We start from the raw sequence: 19,308 nt of genomic DNA on the forward strand, positions 1-19,308 counted from the left end.
GGTCGAGCCGTCCTTGCCCTCGGACCCGGCCTCGCCGGTGACCATCGGCCCCAGCGCCGTGGCAAGCTCCTTGCCCAGCTCCACCCCCCACTGGTCGAAGGAGTTGATGTTCAAAATCACCCCCTCGACAAAGACCCGGTGCTCGTAAAGCGCCACGATGCGGCCCAGCGTCTCGGGGTCGAGCTGCGGATAGATCAGCGTCGTCGACGGCCGGTTGCCCGGAAACACACGGTGCCGCGCCTGCCGCTCCAGCTCGTCGCCCTCGAACTTGCCCGCCACCTTCTCGCGCGCCTCGTCCAGCGTGCGCCCGCGCATCAGCGCCTCGGATTGCGCCAGGCAATTGGCGATCAGCAGCGCGTGGTGATGCGCCAGATCCGGCTCGTGGCCCCTGGCCGCCACCAGGAACTCGCAAGGCACCACCCGCGTGCCCTGATGGATGAGCTGGTAAAAGGCGTGCTGGCCGTTGGTGCCCGGCTCGCCCCAGACCACCGGCCCGGAATTGCGTGCCAGATCGGCGCCGTCCATGCTCACCCGCTTGCCGTTGCTCTCCATTTCGAGCTGCTGGAAATAGGCCGCAAGCCGCGACAGCCGGTTGTCATAGGGCAGCACGGCGCGGGTCGCGTGGCCGAGGATCTGGTTGTGCCAGATCCCCACCAGCGCCAGCATCACCGGCATGTTCGCGGCCAGCGGTGCGGTGCGGAAATGCGTGTCCATCGCCTGCCCGCCCTTGAGGAAGGCGCGGAAATCCTCCGGCCCGATGGCGATCATCAGCGACAGGCCGATGGGCCCCCACATGGAATAGCGCCCGCCGACCCAATCCTCGAACCCGAACACCCGGCGTTCCGGGATGCCCCATTCCGCCGCGGCGGCGAGGTTCGAACTGAGCGCCACGAACTTGCCCTCGGCAGAGACACCCTGCGCCTCGAGCCAGGCGCGGGCGGTGCGGGCATTGGTCATGGTCTCGATGGTGGTGAAGGTCTTGGAGGCGACGATGAACAGCGTCGTCTCGGGCGGGCAGCGCTTCAGCGTGTCGGCGATGTCGGCGCCGTCCACGTTCGAGACGAAATGGCAGCGCGGCCCGTCGTGATAGGGCGCCAAGGCCAGCGTGCCCATCTTGGGGCCAAGATCGCTGCCGCCGATGCCGATATTCACCACATCGGTGATGTCCGAACCGCGGATCTCCTCCGCGAGCGCGCCCATGCGCGCCAGCGTGTCCAGCACCTCCGGCATCACATCCCTGCCGTCGACCACAACCGGCGTGCCGGCGAGATTGCGCAGCGCGGTGTGCAGCACCGCGCGCCCCTCGGTCTCGTTGATCTTGTCGCCCGCGAACATCGCCGCACGGCGCTCGGCCAGCCCCGCGCCCTCGGCCAGCGCCAGCAGCGCGTCGCGCAGCTCGGTATCGAGCTGGGTCTTGGAGAAATCGAACAGCATCCCGCCCTGCGCAATCGAGAACCGCTCGGCCCGCGCCGGGTCTTCGGCAAACAGCGCGTCGATCCGGCGCCCCTCGCGGGTCGCGGCGAGGCTCATCAGCTCATCCCACATGATCACATCCACCCAGCTCTATTCGGCCCAATGCACAGTCGCCTCGTCGAGCACCGCATTCACCGGCGCCTCGGCCGGCGGCAGGCCACGCGCCTTTTCAAGCACGTCCCGCTTTTCTGCGCCATAGATCAGCACATGCTTTTTCAGCGCACCGTCGAGAACCGGCGCCGTCAGCGTGATGCGCGGCTCGGGCGCACCCGGCGCGCGCATCGGCAGCAGGATCGGCGCCTCGTCCGACAGGGCCTGTGCCAAGAGATCGGCCCCGGGAAAAAGCGACGCGGTGTGCAGATCGGCGCCCATGCCCAGCAGCAGCACCGACAGCGGCAGCGCCGGCGCGATGGCCTCGGCCAGCTCGGCCAGCTTTTCCTCGGGCCGCGCGGCCTCGGCGTAAAGCGGCAGGTAGCGGGCGGCGGCGGCGCGCTCCACCAGCAGGCGCTGGCGCAGCAGGCGGGTGTTCGACCGCTCCGAGCGTTCCGGCACCCAGCGTTCATCGGTCAACAGCACGTCGATACGCGACCAGTCGAGATCGGCGGCACAGAGCGTGTCGAACACCGGCCCCGGCGAGCTGCCGCCCGGCACCGCCAGCGCCGCGCGCTCCTGATGGCCAAGCGCCGCGCGCAGCTCACCGGCGATCTGGTTGGCCAGATCCATCGCCAGCATCTCGCGGTCGGGATAGGCGCGGAACTCGTAGTTCACGGCTGGATTCTCCGCCAGCGCCGGCCATCCCGATTGATCAGGAAGGCGGCATCGTCGGGGCCCGGGCTGCCCGCGTCATAGGGTTTCGGGGAATCCCCGCGCCGCTCCCAGCCCTCGATCAGCGGATCGGTCCAGGCCCAGGCGGCCTCGACCTCGTCGCCGCGCATGAACAGCGTCTGGTTGCCCCGGATCACATCCATGATCAGCCGCTCATAGGCATCCGCGACCTCCTCTGCCTCGGGCCCCAGCGCCTCGGCAAAGCTCATGTCGAGCGGCACATCGACCAGGCGCATACCGCCCGGCCCCGGCTCCTTGATGGTCACGCCCAGCGTCATGCCCTCATTGGGCTGAAGCCGGATCGACAACACGTTGCGGTGCCGCCCCGCGTCGATGCCGAAGATCGAATGCGGCGCGTCCTTGAACACCACCGCGATCTCGGAGGCCATGGCGTTCAGCCGCTTGCCCGTGCGCAGATAGAAAGGCGTATTGGCCCATCGCCAGTTCGAGATATAGCATTTCAGCGCGATGAAGCTCTCGGTCTTCGAGGTCGGGTTCTCCGCATCCTCGCGATAGGACGGCATCTCGCCGTCCGAGGTGTATTGCCCGCGCACGATCTGGTCGGGATCGACCGGTTCGAGGGCACGGATCACCTTGAGCTTCTCGTCGCGCACCGCATCCGCCTCGAAGCGGGCGGGCGGTTCCATTGCGATGAGGCACAGAAGCTGCATCAGGTGGTTCTGCACCATGTCGCGCATCGCTCCCGCCTTGTCGTAATAGGCGCCGCGCCCGCCGACCCCCACGGTCTCGGCCACGGTGATCTGGATGTGATCGACATATTGCGCGTTCCACAGCGGCTCGAACAGCATATTGCCAAAGCGCACCGCCATGAGGTTTTGCACCGTCTCCTTTCCGAGATAGTGGTCGATGCGATAGATCTGATCCTCGTGGAAATGCTTTGCCAGCGTCTCGTTCAGCGCCCGCGCGCTTTCCAGATCGTGACCGAAGGGCTTTTCCACCACGATCCGTACCTCGCGATGGCTGAGCTCATGGGTACGCAGCCGCTCGGCCAGTTCGCCGAAAAGGCTCGGCCCCACCGAGAAGTAGAAGGCCCGGACCAGCCCCTCCTCCTCGCGCAGCGCCGCCTTGAGCTCTTGCCAGCCGCCATCGCCCTTGGCGTCCACCGGCACGTAGTGCAGATGTTTCAGAAACGCCTTCACCGCCTTCTTGTCGCGGCCCTTCTTGCGACCGAACTCCTCGATCGCCTCGCGCACGAGGTCGCGATAGCCGTCGTCGTCGATGTCCGACCGCGCCGCCCCGATGATGCGGGAATGCTCGGGGATCTGTCCGGCGCAAAAGCGGCGGAACAGACCCGGCAGGATCTTGCGCCGGGCCAGATCGCCCGTGCCGCCGAAGATCACAAGGTCGAACGGCTCGACGGGAATGACGCGGGAAACCATCTCTGGCGTGTCTCCGATTCTCTGCATATGTCCAGCTCGTTAGCGCTAACCGCGCCCTTCCCTAGCCCAAAGATCACCGGAAGTCTAACACCGCCACGCCACTCGGCAATGACAAGCCGGGAAAAAAGCCAGAAGAGGCAGCGATTTGCATGCAGGGTTGCTTGCCGCTTGAACGCAGGGGGCGCGCATGCGACCTCTGTTCAATGACGAGTAGAGAGACGACATGACCCGGCGCATCATCATCGACACCGATCCGGGACAGGACGACGCCGTTGCGATCCTCCTGGCGCTGGCTTCCCCCGAAGAGCTTGAGATCCTGGGCATCACCGCCGTGGCGGGCAATGTGCCGCTGCCGCTGACCGCGCGCAACGCCCGGATCGTCTGCGAACTGGCGGGACGGCGCGACATCAAGGTCTTTGCCGGGCGTGAAAAACCGCTCGAGCGCAGGCTGGTGACCGCCGAGCATGTGCATGGCAAGACCGGGCTCGACGGCCCCGTCCTGCCCGAGCCCACCATGCCGCTGCAAAGCCGCGACGCGGTGGATTTCCTGATCGACACGCTGCGCCAGGAGCCCTCGGGAACGGTGACACTCTGCCCGCTCGGTCCGCTGACCAATATCGCGGCGGCGTTTCTGCGCGCGCCCGACGTCATCGGGCGGGTGCAGCGCATCGTGCTGATGGGCGGCGCCTATTTCGAGGTGGGCAACATCACCCCCACCGCCGAGTTCAACATCTTCGTGGACCCCGAGGCCGCGCATGTGGTGTTCCGTTCCGGCGTGCCGCTGACGGTGATGCCGCTCGACGTGACCCACAAGGCGCTGGTCACCAAGGCGCGCAACGATGCGTTCCGCGCGCTCGGCACGCCGGTGGGCGATGCGGTTGCGCAGATGACCGATTTCTTCGAGCGCTTCGACCGCGAGAAATACGGCTCGGACGGCGCACCGCTGCACGATCCCTGCGTCACCGCCTGGCTGCTGCGGCCCGAGCTGTTCTCCGGTCGCGACATCAATGTCGAGATCGAGACCCTGTCGGATCTGACCCGCGGCATGACCGTGGCCGACTGGTGGGGCGTGACCGACCGGCCCGCCAACGCGACCTTCATGGGCGACGTCGATGCGGACGGGTTCTTTGCGCTGCTGACCGAGCGGCTGGGACGGTTATGAAATCCCTCCACCTCGCGGGTCCCGAAGATCTCGACCGGCTGGCGGGTCTGGTCGCCGCCTTTCATGCCGAACAGGGCTATGGCACCGACGCGCCGCATATCCGCGCCGCGCTGGAGCCGATCCTCGCGGGGATGCCGCACGGGGCGGTGTGGCTGATCGGGCCGCGCAAGGCGCCGGTGGGCTATATCATGGCGAGCTTCGGCTGGAGCCTGGAATTCGGCGGGCTCGATGCGATGGTGGACGAGCTCTATATCCGCCCCGCCGTGCGCCGGCGCGGCATGGGCGCCGAGGCGTTGCAGCAACTGGCCGGCGCGCTGCGCGACAACGGCGTGAAGGCGCTGCATCTCGAGGTCGACCGGTCCGACGACCGGCTGCAACATTTCTACCGCCGCGCCCGGTTCCACACGCGCGACGGCTATGCGCTGATGAGCCGCGCTCTGTAGGCAAAGACCGCGCCCCGGAGGCGACGGGCCCGAGGCACGGACCCCGGCATCGCCGACACCGGCCGCCGGTTGCCCCGGTCAGGGCAGCGGAATGAACTCCGCGTCGTCCCCGGGCGGCAGATGGAACCGGCCGTTTTCCCAGTCGCCGCGGCGCCAGGCCTCTTTCGCCTCCTCGATCCGTTCCTTCGACGAGGCGACGAAATTCCACCAGATATAGCGCGGCCCCTCCAGCGTGGCGCCGCCCAGCAGCATCACCCGGGCCCCCCGCGGCCCCGCCCGGAGCGACACGGAATCTCCCGGACGGAAGACCATCATCTGGCCCGCCTCATAGCTGGTTCCGGCCTGCGAGACGCTGCCCTCGACCACATAGACGCCGCGGTCTTCGTGGTTGTCCGGCAGCGGGATCGCGGCCCCCGCCTCGAGCACCGCATCGGCATAGAACATCTCCGAGTCGGTCTCGACCGGCGCGCGCGCGCCCCAGGCATCGCCTAGGATCAGCCGCACCTGCTTGCCCTCGCCTTCGAGGAACGGCAGTTCCTCGACACCGGCGTGCTGGAAGAGCGGCGCGCGGTCCTCGTGATCCTTGGGCAGCGCCACCCAGGTCTGGATGCCGAAAAAGGGCATCGGATCGACCTGGGTCTTGTCGTCGGTGCGCTCGGAATGGGTGATGCCCTCGCCCGCCACCATCCAGTTCACCGCGCCGGGCTCGATCCAGGCATCGGTGCCCAGCGAATCCCGGTGATGCATGCGGCCCCGGAAGAGGTAAGAGATCGTGGCGAGCCCGATATGGGGATGCGGGCGCACATCCATGCCGCGCGTCGGCAGGAACTCCGCCGGACCCATCTGGTCGAAGAAGATGAACGGCCCCACCATCTGCCGCTTGGGCGCCGGCAGCGCGCGGCGCACCTCGAACCCGCCAAGATCGCGGGCGCGCGGCAGGATCAGCGTGTCGATGGCATCCACCTCGTCTCCGGTGGGGCAATGCGGGTCAAGCGCGGGGTTCCAGCTCATCTCGGCCTCCTTCTCTCGGCATCTGCGGGAAAGATAGCGCAATCGGGGCCTGCGCAAACCGTCGGGTTTCGCGCGGGATATGCGCATTTTCGCACAAACCTGTGGCCGACCCCGATGGACGCGGCAGGAAATGCGCGTATCCTGAGGATAAATCCGCACCCTTTCCTTCGCGCCCTGCATGATTATCTGAGTGCCATGACCCTGCACATCCCCTTCGACAACAGCTATGCCCGCCTGCCCGGCGATTTTTACACCAAGCTCAAGCCGACCCCGGTGAGCGCGCCGAAGCTCATCGCCTTCAACGCGGCGCTGGCGGAGGAGCTGGGCATCACCGGCACCGACGATCCGCGTCTGGCGCCGGTTTTCGCCGGCAATGTGCTGCCCGAGGGCGCCGATCCGCTGGCGCAGCTCTATGCCGGGCATCAGTTCGGCGGCTTCTCTCCGCAGCTCGGCGACGGGCGCGCGCATCTGCTGGGCGAGGTGGTGGGCCGCGACGGCATCCGCCGCGACATCCAGCTCAAGGGCTCCGGCCCCACGCCCTATTCGCGGCGCGGCGACGGGCGCGCCTGGCTGGGGCCGGTGCTGCGCGAATATGTGGTGAGCGAGGCGATGCACGCGCTAGGCGTACCCACCACCCGCGCGCTGGCCGCCGTGCGCACGGGCGAGGACATCTACCGCGAACGCCCCCTGCCCGGCGCCGTGCTGACCCGCGTGGCGCAAAGCCATATCCGCGTCGGCACCTTCCAGCTCTTCTCCTCGCGCGGGCAATACGAAGACCTGCAAACGCTCTTCGACTACACGGTCGCGCGCCACTATCCCGACGCGACCGGCCCCGAAGCGCTGCTCGCGCAGGTCTGCGACCGGCAGGCGGCGCTGGTGGCGCAATGGATGAGCTTCGGCTTCATCCATGGCGTGATGAACACCGACAATTGCACCCTTTCGGGCGAGACGATCGACTACGGCCCCTGCGCCTTCATGGACAGCTACGATCCGCAGCAGGTCTATTCCTCCATCGACCGCTACGGGCGCTACGCCTATGGCGCACAGGCCGACATCGTCGTGTGGAACATGGCGCAGCTCGCCACCGCGCTGATCCCGCTGATGCCCGACGCCGATGCCGCAGTCGAACGCTTCACCGAAATCGTGCACGGCATGGCCGACCTCTTCCGCGCGGAATGGCTGAAACGCTTCGCCGCCAAGCTCGGCATCGCAACCCCTGCGCCCGAAGACGCGGCGCTCATCGCCGAGCTGCTCGACCTCATGCACAAGGGTCAGGCGGATTTCACCAACACCTTCCGCGCGCTGTCCGAGGGCAACGCCCGCGACCAGTTCACCGACCCGGCGGCGTTCGACGGCTGGGAGACACGTTGGCAGGCCCGCATCGCGGATGAGGACGAGCCGCTGGCACTCATGCGGCGCAGCAACCCCGCCTTCATCCCGCGCAACCACCGGATCGAGCAGATGATCGCGGCGGCGGTCGAGGGCGACGAACGCGCCTTCCATCACATGTCCGGCGTGCTGGCGCGGCCCTATGACGACCAGCCCGAGGCCGAAGAGCTGCGCCGTCCGCCCCTGCCCGCCGAGGTCGTGCCCGCCACCTTCTGCGGCACCTGATCCGCGAAGTCCGCGCCATATCGGGGAAATTCCCCTTCACCCCGGGGCGCGCTTTCTGCCACAGTGTCGGTGGAACGCAGCACTCCAGGCAAAGGAAGGAGCGGGACGATGGGTCTCATGGGAACATTGGCGAAGGTCGCCATCGGCTACGCGGCGGCGCGCGGCGTCGACAAGCTGTCGGGCGGTCAGGGCCTGGGCGCCATGCTGGGCGGCGGTGCACAGGTGCCGGGCTCGGAAAAGGGCACCGATCTGCAGGCGCAGATGGGCCAGTTTCTCGGCGGTGGCGCCGGCAATCCGCTTCAGGACATGATGGAGAAGATGCAGCAGGGCGGGCTCGGCGCGATGCTGGGCGCCGCCGGGCTGGGCGGCACCGAGGGCAGCTCCGGCGACAAGGGCGGGCTGCTGTCGGCGCTGTCGGGCCAGGGCGGCGCCGGGCTTGCCGGGCTGCTGGCCATGGCCGGCGGCGCCGCCTCGATGGGCGGCAAGGGCCTGGGCGGTATGCTCGACCAGGTCAGCGCCACCGAGGCCGCGCCGGAGGCCGAGGCCGCCGCCGGGCTGATGTTGCGCGCAATGATCCAGGCCGCCAAGTCGGATGGCGGCATCGACGAGGCGGAAAAGGCCAAGATCCTCGAAACCGTGGGCGACGACGCGGCGCCCGAGGACATCGCCTTCGTGAAGGAGCAGCTTGCGGCGCCGGTGGATGCGGCGGCCCTCGCGGCCGATACGCCCGAGGCGCAGAAGGCGCAGGTCTATGCCGCCTCGCTGATGACCATCCGCGTCGATACCCCGGCCGAGGCGCAATATCTCGACGCGCTCGCCAAGGCGATGGGCCTTTCGGAACTGGTGGTCAACCAGCTCCATATGCAAATGGGTCTGCAACCGCTCTATTCCTGAGCCCCTGCCCCCGATGCCTTGCGCCCCGTCCGGCCCTGCCGGGCGGGGCCGCCTTTTGCCCCTTCCGGAGTCCCGCACCGATGATCCGCTCTTCCCGCTACGGCATCGCGCTTGCCGCCTTCGGCACGCTGGTGCTGACCCCCGATGCGCTGTTCATGCGGCTCTCGGGCATGGACGGCTGGCAGATGCTGGGCTGGCGCGGGCTTTGCGTCGGGGCCGTGTTCTGGACTGCCTGGGCGCTGACCACCCGCGCCCCCGGCGCGCTGCGCCATATCGCCAGCCCCGCCGGGCTGCTGCTGATCCTCGCGCAATACGCCAATGCCACGCTGTTCCCCCTGGGCATTGCCGCCGCGCCGGTGGCGGTGGTGCTGCTCGGGGTCGCGACAATGCCGGTCTGGGCCGCGCTGCTGTCGCGGGTGCTGCTTGGCGAGCCCACCACCCGCGTCACCTGGGCCGCCATCGCCGCCGTGCTGGCGGGCATCGCCCTGGCGGTCTCGGGCAAAGGCGATCTGGCGGTGAACCGTGCCGCGCTGACGGGCGCGCTCTGCGGGCTGGGCGTGGCGCTGAGCCTGGCCACCAGCTTTGTCACCCTGCGCCGCGCGCCCGAACTGCCGCTGCTGCCCGCGCTCGGCAGCGGCGCGCTGCTGAGCGGGCTGACCGGGGCGCTGCTGACCGGACCGGCGATGATGTTCGACGGCACGCTGCCGGCGATCCTGGTCACCGGGCTGCTGATCCTGCCGATCTCGTTCTTTGCGCTGTCCTCGGCCTCGCGCCACACGCAGGCGGCCAATGTCAGCCTGATGATGCTGCTGGAAACGGTGCTGGGGCCGTTCTGGGTCTGGCTGGTGCTGGACGAGGCCCCCACCGCGCGGATGCTCGCCGGGGGCGGCATCGTCCTGGTAAGCCTGCTGCTCTACATCCTCGCCCCGCGCGGGCCCGAGGCGGCGCGGGCCTGAGACCCGCGCCTCAGTCGAGTGTCAGGTTCACCCGCCGGTTCTGCCGGCCCTTGTTCTCGATCTTGCCCAGACGGATGCGCCCGATCTCGCCGGTGCGCGCCACATGGGTGCCGCCGCAGGGCTGGAGATCGACCTGCTGGCGCCCCTCGCCGATGCGCACCAGCCGCACCCGCCCCTGGCCGCGCGGCGGCTGCACCGTCATCGTCTTGACCAGCCCCGGATTGGCGTCGAGCACCGCGTCCTCGACCCAATCCTCGGTGACCAGAAGATCGCGGTCGACCAGATCGTTCAGCGCCTCCTCGATGGCATCGCAGTCCTCCGGCGGTTCGGGCATGGCGAAATCGAGCCGCCCGCTGCCCGCCCCGATGGCGCCGCCGGTCACCGGCAGCGGGATCACCACCGACAGCAGATGCAGCGCCGTATGCACGCGCATGTGCTTGTGCCGCCGCTCCCAGTCGATGCGCTGCGCGACCTCCGTTCCCGGCGGCGGCAGCGGCAGCGGCTCGGCGGGCACCAGCACCACCGCGCCGTGATCGCCCTTCACGGCGGTGGCCACGGCAAACCCGCCCCCGGCCCAGTCGATGCGGCCGCTGTCGCCCGGCTGACCGCCGCCCTTGGGGTAAAAGACTGTGGCATCCAGCACCACGCCGCCCTCGGGCGTATGCGCCACCACCCGGCCAGCCGCCTCGCGCAGATAGCTGTCGTCGTAAAAGAGCCGCGTGGTCATCGCCCGTCCCCCTCTTCGTGATGACCCTGGTCGTCGTCGCCGTCGCGCCCGGCGGGCATCGCGCCGCTCTCCGCGCGCTCGGGCGGCAGAGACGACGGGGCCGGGTCGACTTTGGCGGGCTCTGCCGCGGCGGCGCTGCGGTCGCCCTGGAACAGAACCTCGGGGTTGCGCAGCCAGACGTCGCGCTGCGCGAAGGGGATCTCGATCCCCTCCTCGGCGAAGCGGCGGGCGATCTCGTGGTGGAAATCCGAGGTGACGATCAGCTTCTGGCCCACATCCCGGATCACCGCGCGGATCACGAAATTCAGCGAATCCGCGCCGAATTCCTCGAAGGTGATCATCGGCTCGGGGTTCAGCAGGACCAGATCGTGTTCGCGCACGATGCGGCGCAGGATGTCCTCGACCCGGCGGGTATCGCTGCCATAGGCCACACCTACATGCACCACGACACGCCCCAGCACGTTCGACCGGGTGAAATTGGTCACGCTGGCCGAGACGAAATCCGAGTTGGGCACGATCAGATCGGTGCGGTCGAAGGTCTCGATCCGGGTCGAGCGCACCGAGATCGACTTCACGATGCCCTGATTGCCGCCGACCTCGATCCAGTCGCCCTCGGAAATCGGCCGCTCGATCAGCAGGATGATCCCCGAGACGAAATTCGACACGATATTCTGAAGGCCGAAGCCGATGCCCACCGACAGCGCCCCCGCGACGATGGCCAGCGACGACAGGTCGAGCCCGGCTGCGGTGATCGCCACCAGCGCGGCCAGAAAGATCCCGACATAGCCCAGCCCCGAGACAATCGCGGTCTGGCCGCCGGGGTCGATCTTGGTCTTGGGCAGGATCGAGCTGCGCAGCCCGCTTTGCAGCAGCCGGGTCAGCGCATAGCCGATCCCGAAGACCACCACGAAGGTCAGGAAATCGGTGGGCGAGATCCGGGTATCGCCAAAGACAAAGCCCTCGCGGAACCGCGTCCAGAGCTCGGTCAGATCGGCGACGCGCGCGCCCCAGATCAGCGCGAGGACCGGCAGCACCGCCAGCATCAGCAGCATGCCCGCCAGAACCGGGATGAGGCTTTCGGCCTCCTGCGCGTTCTTGCCCGTCGCCAGTTCGTAGAGGTCGTTCACGAAGCGTTGCAGCACCAGCACCAGCGCCAGCACCGCCAGCGTCTTGGCCGCCGGATAGACCATCGCCTCGCCCACCGCGTCATAGCCGATGGCGGACATGACCGGCCCGGCGATGGCAAGTACGATCACGATACGCCCGACGATCCGCGCAATGCGCAGGCGGAAATGCGCCCCCTCGAGCATGGTACCGTCGATGGCGCGTTCGGGGGTCAGCCGCGTCAGGATATGACCCAGCCGCGACAGCATGAGCGCGCAAAGCAGCAGGACCGGGAAATCCAGCACCGCCTGGGTGGTATCGGAATAGGAAAACAGCTCGGCCACGGTCTGCCCGACCGAGCGCAACACCAGCAGGATGGCCAGCACATTGGCATAGAACCGCGCCTCGCGCCGCTGGATCTGCGGCAGCGGCAGGGTGGCGATGTCCTCCTTGCGGTGAAAGCTCTGATCCGCCAGCCAGCGGACGAACATCAGCGCCCCGCCCCAGCCCGGAAGCTGCTCCAGCATCAGCCGGCCCTTGACCCCGGCCATGCCCGTGAGGTGCAGCGCCACCGTCAGCGCCACCAGCCCGGCAAAGGGCAGCGCGATGCCGCCGAGCGAGAACAGAAAGCCCCAGACCCCGGTGCCGCGCCGGCTGCGCCCGCGCAGCCAATCCACCCCCTTGCGCACCCAGAGCGGACCGCGGATCACCAAGAGCAGCGCCAGCGCCACGAGCAGCAGGATCACCGGCAGATCGCGGCGCGCCTCGGTCAGCTTGATGTCGGACCGCAGGTTCTGGCGCAGTTCCGACCACAGGCTGCGGCCCGAACTGGCCAGCGCCCGCGCCGCTTCGGGCCAGAGCGCCGGATTGAGCGGCGACGGCCCCAGTTCCAGCAGCGCGTCGGCCTGCCGGTTGCGGATGATCTCGTCGATTTCACGGATCAGACCGTCGGCGCGGGTATAGGCCTCTTCGGCCCGCCGCACCGGCGCCTGCAAGCGCTGCAACTCGCCCGACAGATCGGCGCGCCGCGCGGCGATGTCCTCGGCCTCGCTTTCGCCCTCGGCCGGTGGATCGCCAAGCGCGGCAAGCTGCGATTCCAACGTCTGGATCCGCGTGGCGCTGGTGCTTTCGGCTTGCAGAAAGCTCTCGCGCCAGCCCGCGATGGTGCTGCGAAGCTGCTCAAAGGCCGCGTCCGAGGCCTGTCCGCTGTCGATCACCTGTTCGGCCCGGGCCGCCACCTGCTCCCAGGCGTCGTAGTCGAGCTTGCCATCCTGGGCGGACAGCACCGTGGCGCTCAGCATCAGGCCGAGCGCCAGACAGGCGGCGGCGCACCAGCGGAAAAGCGTCGTCATGCGTCCTCGAACACGCCGGGAATGGAGGCGGGCGCGCGGTCGAGCCACGCGGGCACCGGCAGCCCCTTGTCCTTGAGGAAGGCCGGATTGAAGAGTTTCGACTGATAGCGCGTGCCGAAATCGCAAAGCACGGTGACGATGGTGTGGCCCGGCCCCATTTCCTGCGCCATGCGGATGGCGCCGGCAACGTTCACACCCGAAGAGCCGCCAAGGCAAAGCCCCTCCTCCGCCAGCAGGTCGAAGACCACCGGAAGCGCCTCTTCATCGCCGATGCGGCAGACGAAATCGGGGGTGAAGCCTTCGAGATTGGCGGTGATCCGGCCCTGACCGATGCCCTCGGTGATCGAATCGCCGGGGTTGTCCTTGCCGGTATAGATCTTGTAGAGCCCCGCGCCCGCCGGATCGGCGAGGCCCACCTTCACGCCCTTGGGCTGAAGCGCCATGCCGGTGCCCGCCAGCGTGCCGCCCGAGCCCACCGCACAGATGAACCCGTCGACCTTGCCGCCGGTCTGTTCCCAGATCTCGGGGCCGGTCATCTCGATATGCGCCTGCCGGTTGGCGACGTTGTCGAACTGGTTGGCCCAGATCGCGCCATGCGCCTCGGTCTTCGCCAGTTCCTCGGCCAGACGGCCGGAATAGCGCACGTAGTTGTTGGGATTCGCGTAAGGCGCCGCGGGCACCTGCACCAGCTCGGCCCCGGCCAGACGGATCATGTCCTTCTTTTCCTGGCTCTGGGTCTCGGGGATGACGATCACCGTCTTGAACCCCATCGAGGCGCCGACCAGCGCCAGCCCGATGCCGGTATTGCCCGCCGTGCCCTCGACGATGGTGCCGCCGGGCTCCAGCAGGCCCTTCTCCACCGCGTCGCGGATGATGTAGAGCGCGGCCCGGTCCTTGACCGACTGGCCGGGATTGAGAAACTCCGCTTTCCCGAGGATCGTGCAGCCGGTCATCTCGCTGGCCTTGCGCAGCTTGATGAGCGGCGTGTTTCCGATGGCCTGCGCCAGATCCTGTGCAACCCGCATGGCTGCCCTCCCCTTTGTCACGGTCTGGGTTTCAGGTTTAGGGCCGCGTCTGGGGGAACTCAAGCACCGCTGCGCAGCGCGTCGCGGTGACGTGCCAGCCAATAGAGCATCATCGCCAGCGGTCCGGCGTTCACCTCGCCGCTATCGACCAGCGCCAGCGCCTCGTCGAAGGGCAGCACATGGCTGCGGATGTCCTCGTGCTCTTCCGCCAGACCGCCCAGCCCGTTGTCCGCCTCCGACAACGTGCAGAGCCCTAGAAAACAATGGAAAAACTCCGAGCTATAGCCCGGCGAGGCATAGACCCGAACCATCGGGCGCAGCCCACGCAGCGTCAGCCCCGCCTCTTCCAGCGCCTCGCGCAGCACGCAGGATTCGGGGCTTTCGCCCGCATCCACCAGCCCCGCCACCGGCTCCAGCACCCAGGGCAGCGGGTCGCCGCGCAGCACCGGCCCGTAACGAAGCTGCTCGATCAAAAGCACGCGATCCGTCTCGGGATCGTAAGGCAGCACCAGCGCCGCATCATAGGCCACGAACCCCTCGCGCGAGACGATCTCGGACAGGCTGCCGTCGAACCGGCGGTGCCGCAGGTCGAAGGCACGCAGCCGGAAGAACCCCTCGAAACCGGGATTGTCGCGCAGGATCTCGACCGCATCGCGCCCCATTCCCGACCGCAGCCTGTGCGGCGCGCCCTGCCGGGCAAGCTGCTGCGCCCAGGCACGGGCCGCGAGATAGGGCCGCAGCGCCGCCATGCGCTCGGGGGTGACACGGCCGTATTGCGGCATGATCTCGTGCGCGGCGCCACAGGCCAGCCCGCCCCACTCCGAGACCCAGTCGGCCAGATCGAAAAGCCCGCCGCAATCCGCCGGCGGACAGCCGCGCACATGCGCCAGCGCCGGGGTCTCGCGCGCCTCGGGCCCAAGAACCGTCACCTCGCGCAGACCGTCGCGAAAACCACCGAGATAGAACGCCACCCGCGCCAGATCCTTCGGCGTCAGCCCATGCAGCAGCAGCCCTTCCGCCGCCGTACCGGGGGTTTCGCAAAGCGCCGCGCCCGGCACGCCCTTGGGCTCGGTCCGGTAGACGGAATAGCCGGGCAGCCTGGCGGTCACGCCGCGCGGGGCATGGCCCAGCACCGTCTCCAGAAGCGGCGGGTGGCGCAGGGTGCCAAAAACGAACAGGTCGGCCAAGCCGCGGCCTCCTCAGCGCCAGTGCCGCGCCGCGGTTTCCGACAGCAGCCCCGTCACCACGGCACCGACGGCCATCAGCAGGAAAAAGCCCGGATCCAGCAGCACCGCGCCGAACTCCACCGCGATCTCGAACACCGCCGCCAGCGCCTCGAGCGGGCTGTGATAACGGTGCCGCAGCGCCAGCCGCACCATCTCGTTGGCCGCCTGCCCCAGCAGCGCCCAGAGGATCAGAGCCACGGCCCCGGTGATCCCGTGCGAGACCGCCGCCGCGGTGCCTCGCCCGGCGCGCGGCCCGACGATGATCCAGCCGCAGAGGAACCCAAGCACGGTGTTGACATAGGTGAAGATGCCGAAAGCGGTGCTCTGCGGCATCAGCGTCTTCACATATTCCGAACCGAGATAGCCGAACCCCGCCAGACAAAGGGCTGCAATCAGACGGGCGGCGGTGAACATGCGAAAGCGACCTCGGGCTGTGGAAAAACTGCACCCGTGTTAACGCTGACCATACGGAAGGAGCAAGTCGGCAAAGCGGACAGGCCCGACAGCGTCCGGATCATGTGTCTCATCCGAGACAGGGCCGCGCGCTCAGAAGTCGCGCGCCTCATAGGCGGCCAGCGCCGCCTTGCGCCCCTCTTCGGCGCTGACCACGGGCGCGGGATAAGGATCGTCCGGCGCCATGGCCCAGCTTTCGGGGATGGCGTCGAAATAGCTCAGCGCCGTCTGCGGCGGATTGCGCTGCCCCTCGGCGATCCAGCGGCGGATATAGGCCTGATCCGGATCGAATTTCTCGCGCTGGGTGATCGGGTTGAAGACCCGGAAATAAGGCGCCGCATCCGGCCCCGATCCGGCGGTCCATTGCCACCCCAGCGCATTGGCCGCCGGGTCCCAGTCGGTCAGGCAGTCGGCGAACCAGTCCATCCCGATTTTCCAATGACACATCAAATGCTTGGTGAGATAACTTGCGACGATCATCCGGGCGCGATTGTGCATCCGCCCCGTGACATACATCTCGCGCAACCCCGCGTCGACAAAGGGAATTCCCGTGCGGGCGCGTTTCCAGGCGATAACCTCGCTTCGGCGGGCGTCTTCGTTCCAGGGAAAGGCGCGCCACTCCTCGCGCCAGTTGTCCTCCAGCAGATGCGGCGTGTGCCACATCAGGTGATAGGCGAACTCGCGCCAGACCAGCTCCTTGAGCCAGGTCTCGGCGCCCGCCTTCCCCGCCTCCTGCGCGCGCCTGCCCGCGTGCCAGCATTGCGCCGGGCTGATCTCGCCAAGACTGAGGTTTTCCGCAAGGGTCGAGGTGCCGTCCTCGGCCACCAGATTGCGCCCGTCCTTGTAGCCCGCGATCTTGCCCGCCACGAAGGCGCCCAACCGCCCCTGCGCGCTGGCCTCGCCTAGCTGCACATGGGGGCGCAGCACCGCCGCCCCCCGCCGCATCGCCGCGCCCAGATGCCAGTCCTCCAGCCGGTCGCTCTCGGGCCAGCGCTCCGGCGCGGACAGGCGCGCGGGCGCGGGCAAAGGCTCGGGCACCTGCACGCCGCAGACCGCCCGCCAGAACGGCGAATAGACCTTGTAGAACCCGCCCTGCTTGGTCTCGACGCTCCAGGGCTCGAAGAGCAGATGGCCGGGAAAGCTTCGCGCCGCGACGCCACGCGCCTTCAGCGCCGATTTCACCAGCGTGTCGCGCTCCACCGAGGCCGGATCGTAAGCCCGCTGCCAGAACACCGCCCCGGCGCCAGTCTCAGCCAGCAGCGCCTCCAGCACCTCGCGGGCGGGGCCTGCCCGCAGGATCAGCCGGCTGCCCTTCTCCTCCAGCGCCCGCGCATAATGTTCGAGCCCCAGCCCAAGCCGCCATTTCGGCGCCGCGCCCAGCCCGTCCACCGTGTGATCGCGGATGAAGACCGGGATGACCGGCCGCCCCGTCTGCGCCGCCGCATGCAGCGCGGCGTGATCGCTCAACCGCAGGTCGCGGCGGATCCAGACGAGGACCGGAGACGTGTCAGCCATGGTGCCTTTCCTTCTTGCCCCGCAGAGAGATAGGCCGCTGCGGCGCGGGTCAAGCCATGGCTTACAGGACGCGGTCGAGCGCCTCCGTCAGCTTCTCCACCTCCTGCGCCGAGGTGTAATGCACGAAGGAAAGCCGCAGCACACCCTGCGCGGGGTCGATGCCCTGCCCCTGCAACGCGCGCACCGCGTAAAAATCGCCGCCGCCCGCCATGATGCCGTGCCCCGACAGCTCTTTCGCCACGTCGATGGCCGGACGCTGCAACGCCACGGCAATGGTGGGCGCCCGGTTTTCAGCCTCTTTCGGCCCGAGCAGTCGCACCGAGTTGCGCGACGCCAGGAACTCCAGCAGCGGCTGCATCAGCGCCACCTCATGCGCGTGCATCAGCCCCGAGACCTCGCGCGGGCTCACCCCCTGATGCGCGGCCAGCGCCTCGACGTAATCCACCATGCCCGCACAGGCGGCGACCTGCGCGTGATCCGGCCCCGCAGGGGTGAATTTCTTGTAAAGCGTGTCGCCGTTGAAATAATGCGCCTGGTTCGGCAGCACCTCCGCCAATGCGCGGCGCATGACCATGATCCCCTGATGCGGTCCATAAGTCTTGTAGGCCGAGAACAGGTAGATGTCGCAGCCGAGCGCCTCGACATCGGGGAGCCCGTGCGGCGCAAAGCTCACCCCATCGACGCAGGCAAAGGCGCCCGCCGCATGGGCCAGCGCGGTGATCTCGCCCACCGGGTTGATCTCGCCCACCACGTTGGAACAATGCGGGAAACAGACCAGCCGCACCTTCTCGTCGAGCAGGTTTTCCAGATCGGCGGGGTCGAGATGGCCGGTCTCGGGGTCCATCCGCCATTCGCGGATCTCGATCCCCTCCTCCGCCAGCCGCCGCCAGGGGCCGGTGTTGGCCTCGTGGTCCTGGTTGGTCACGACGATGGCCTCGCCCGGCGCCATGAACTTGCGGAAGGCCTGCGCCAGCACATAGGTGTTCTGGGTGGTCGAGGGGCCAAAGCTCAGCTCGTCGGTCTCCACCCCCAGCAGCGCGGCAAGACGGCGGCGCGCCTCGTCCATCTCGGCACCGCCCGCTTCCGAGGCGGGGTAAGGCGCATAGGGTTGCACCTTGCGCTGATGGTAAAAGCGGGTCAGCCGGTCGATCACCGGCTGGCAGGTATAGGACCCGCCCGCGTTCTCGAAAAAGGCCCAGCCCTGCAGCGACGGCTCGGCAAAGGCGGGAAACTGCCCGCGCACGAACTCCAGATCCAGCATATCGACGACTCCCCTGAGATTGGGGCGCAGAAGACCGGCGAACGGGCGGAGGGTCAAGGAGCGGCGGAGGGGGACGGTGCGTCAGGGGTGGGAAGGGCTGGAGGACCAGGGGCGGCAAGAGTGGGTGTCGGCCATGGCCCAGGGCATCTTCAGTGGACTGGATGAAACGGGATCTTCCATCACGGCTTCAATAGGTTTATGGCCGGGTGCCCTTCATGCAGACATCTCGACCTCACCTTCCTCTTGGATTATTTTCACAAAGTCGATTGGATCGTTGAAATAATTTCGATATGCGGACCGAAGCTGTTTAGGATTGCTTGCCCTAACATACACAGCATTCAAGCTCGACCCTGAGGTTTCCAACTCGGTGGCTTTAGAAATTGCATCGGCAGAATTTTTGAACGGAATCACTTCCAGCCCGGCACTGCCATCCGGATTCTGAAAAACATTCAGAACGGTATGTTCTTGCAGCTTCTCTTCGTCCTCGAATTGCTTAAGTGCAGATAGCCTCTGAAGAATTCCGAGCTCATCTTCAAGCTCCTGAAGTTGTGCCTGTAGTTCAGCGGTGCTCACCTCCAAAAAGGTTCTATCAAGATGTTCTTGTTTGCGAGCAATAATCTCGCTTGCAATCGCAAAGAACCTACCACGTTTCGACTGGTCCATTTCGAATTTTGTGCGCTCTCCGTCGATAAGGTCCGAAATCTCAACTGCTGTGGCCCAAGCATGCTGGGCGCGGGTACGGTATTGAATCTCAACCAGCAGGCCATCCCAAGGCTTCTTAGGGAACGTCTGATCTACCGTTTTGGCTGTGCCGATTTCCATGCAATCGGGCTTTGATTTAGCATACAGGGACCGATTTTGGGCTCG

17 protein-coding genes are annotated in these 19,308 nt (G+C 67.6%); 5 read left to right on the forward strand and 12 right to left on the reverse strand.

Features of this window, described 5'->3' with window-relative positions:
* The 3 genes from pgi to zwf all read right to left on the reverse strand — a co-directional run.
* On the reverse strand, positions 1–1,545 hold a 1,545-nt coding region (pgi, locus tag M4578_RS05915; protein WP_258092514.1), incomplete at its 3' end, for a glucose-6-phosphate isomerase.
* Positions 1,546–1,563: 18 nt separating this feature from the next.
* On the reverse strand, positions 1,564–2,241 hold the full coding sequence (gene pgl, locus M4578_RS05920; protein WP_258092515.1) for a 6-phosphogluconolactonase: 678 nt from the start codon (positions 2,239–2,241) through the stop codon (positions 1,564–1,566).
* Complete coding sequence (gene zwf / locus M4578_RS05925; protein ID WP_258092549.1) at positions 2,238–3,698, reverse strand: glucose-6-phosphate dehydrogenase; 1,461 nt, start codon at positions 3,696–3,698, stop codon at positions 2,238–2,240. The genes pgl and zwf overlap by 4 nt, the downstream gene beginning before the upstream one ends.
* A gap of 223 nt (positions 3,699–3,921) precedes the next feature.
* Between zwf and M4578_RS05930 the strand changes: the two genes are divergently transcribed.
* Positions 3,922–4,860 (forward strand): nucleoside hydrolase, encoded by a 939-nt coding sequence (locus M4578_RS05930; RefSeq protein WP_258092516.1) that lies wholly within the window; start codon positions 3,922–3,924, stop codon positions 4,858–4,860.
* A complete protein-coding gene (locus M4578_RS05935; RefSeq protein WP_258092517.1) occupies positions 4,857–5,303 on the forward strand; it encodes a GNAT family N-acetyltransferase in 447 nt (148 codons plus the stop codon). Before M4578_RS05930 ends, M4578_RS05935 begins: the two co-directional genes overlap by 4 nt.
* Before the next feature lie 78 nt (positions 5,304–5,381).
* Here M4578_RS05935 and M4578_RS05940 read toward each other — a convergent pair whose 3' ends face one another.
* A complete protein-coding gene (locus tag M4578_RS05940) occupies positions 5,382–6,314 on the reverse strand; it encodes a pirin family protein (RefSeq protein WP_258092518.1) in 933 nt (310 codons plus the stop codon).
* Between the two features lie 195 nt (positions 6,315–6,509).
* Here M4578_RS05940 and M4578_RS05945 point away from each other — a divergent pair, with 195 nt between their 5' ends.
* The 3 genes from M4578_RS05945 to M4578_RS05955 all read left to right on the forward strand — a co-directional run bounded on the left by M4578_RS05945 (position 6,510) and on the right by M4578_RS05955 (position 9,778).
* Entirely contained in the window at positions 6,510–7,928 is a 1,419-nt protein-coding gene (locus tag M4578_RS05945) for a protein adenylyltransferase SelO (RefSeq protein ID WP_258092519.1), read from the forward strand.
* Positions 7,929–8,036: 108 nt separating this feature from the next.
* Positions 8,037–8,822, forward strand: coding sequence for a tellurite resistance TerB family protein (locus M4578_RS05950; protein ID WP_258092520.1), 786 nt, complete (start codon positions 8,037–8,039; stop codon positions 8,820–8,822).
* Positions 8,823–8,902: 80 nt separating this feature from the next.
* Positions 8,903–9,778 (forward strand): DMT family transporter, encoded by an 876-nt coding sequence (locus M4578_RS05955; RefSeq protein ID WP_258092521.1) that lies wholly within the window; start codon positions 8,903–8,905, stop codon positions 9,776–9,778.
* Positions 9,779–9,788: 10 nt separating this feature from the next.
* Here the strand turns inward: M4578_RS05955 and M4578_RS05960 are convergent, their stop codons facing one another.
* The 8 genes from M4578_RS05960 to M4578_RS05995 all read right to left on the reverse strand — a co-directional run.
* On the reverse strand, positions 9,789–10,505 hold the full coding sequence (locus tag M4578_RS05960) for an alanyl-tRNA editing protein (protein ID WP_258092522.1): 717 nt from the start codon (positions 10,503–10,505) through the stop codon (positions 9,789–9,791).
* A complete protein-coding gene (locus M4578_RS05965) occupies positions 10,502–12,961 on the reverse strand; it encodes a DUF3772 domain-containing protein (RefSeq protein ID WP_258092523.1) in 2,460 nt (819 codons plus the stop codon). The genes M4578_RS05960 and M4578_RS05965 overlap by 4 nt, the downstream gene beginning before the upstream one ends.
* Entirely contained in the window at positions 12,958–13,986 is a 1,029-nt protein-coding gene (locus M4578_RS05970) for a cysteine synthase A (protein ID WP_258092524.1), read from the reverse strand. The genes M4578_RS05965 and M4578_RS05970 overlap by 4 nt, the downstream gene beginning before the upstream one ends.
* A 59-nt stretch (positions 13,987–14,045) precedes the next feature.
* Positions 14,046–15,173, reverse strand: coding sequence for an NUDIX domain-containing protein (locus M4578_RS05975; protein WP_258092525.1), 1,128 nt, complete (start codon positions 15,171–15,173; stop codon positions 14,046–14,048).
* A 12-nt stretch (positions 15,174–15,185) separates the two neighbouring features.
* A complete protein-coding gene (locus M4578_RS05980) occupies positions 15,186–15,626 on the reverse strand; it encodes a TrgA family protein (RefSeq protein ID WP_258092526.1) in 441 nt (146 codons plus the stop codon).
* A 132-nt stretch (positions 15,627–15,758) separates the two neighbouring features.
* Complete coding sequence (locus tag M4578_RS05985; protein ID WP_258092527.1) at positions 15,759–17,180, reverse strand: cryptochrome/photolyase family protein; 1,422 nt, start codon at positions 17,178–17,180, stop codon at positions 15,759–15,761.
* A 61-nt stretch (positions 17,181–17,241) separates the two neighbouring features.
* Entirely contained in the window at positions 17,242–18,441 is a 1,200-nt protein-coding gene (locus M4578_RS05990; RefSeq protein ID WP_258092528.1) for an aminotransferase class V-fold PLP-dependent enzyme, read from the reverse strand.
* Positions 18,442–18,654: 213 nt separating this feature from the next.
* Positions 18,655–19,308 (reverse strand): nucleotidyltransferase family protein (locus tag M4578_RS05995; RefSeq protein WP_258092529.1); only part of this gene is annotated, 654 nt, incomplete at its 5' end.

The organism is Salipiger pentaromativorans, from assembly GCF_024721115.1.
GTDB classification, from domain to species: Bacteria; Pseudomonadota; Alphaproteobacteria; order Rhodobacterales; family Rhodobacteraceae; genus Salipiger; species Salipiger pentaromativorans.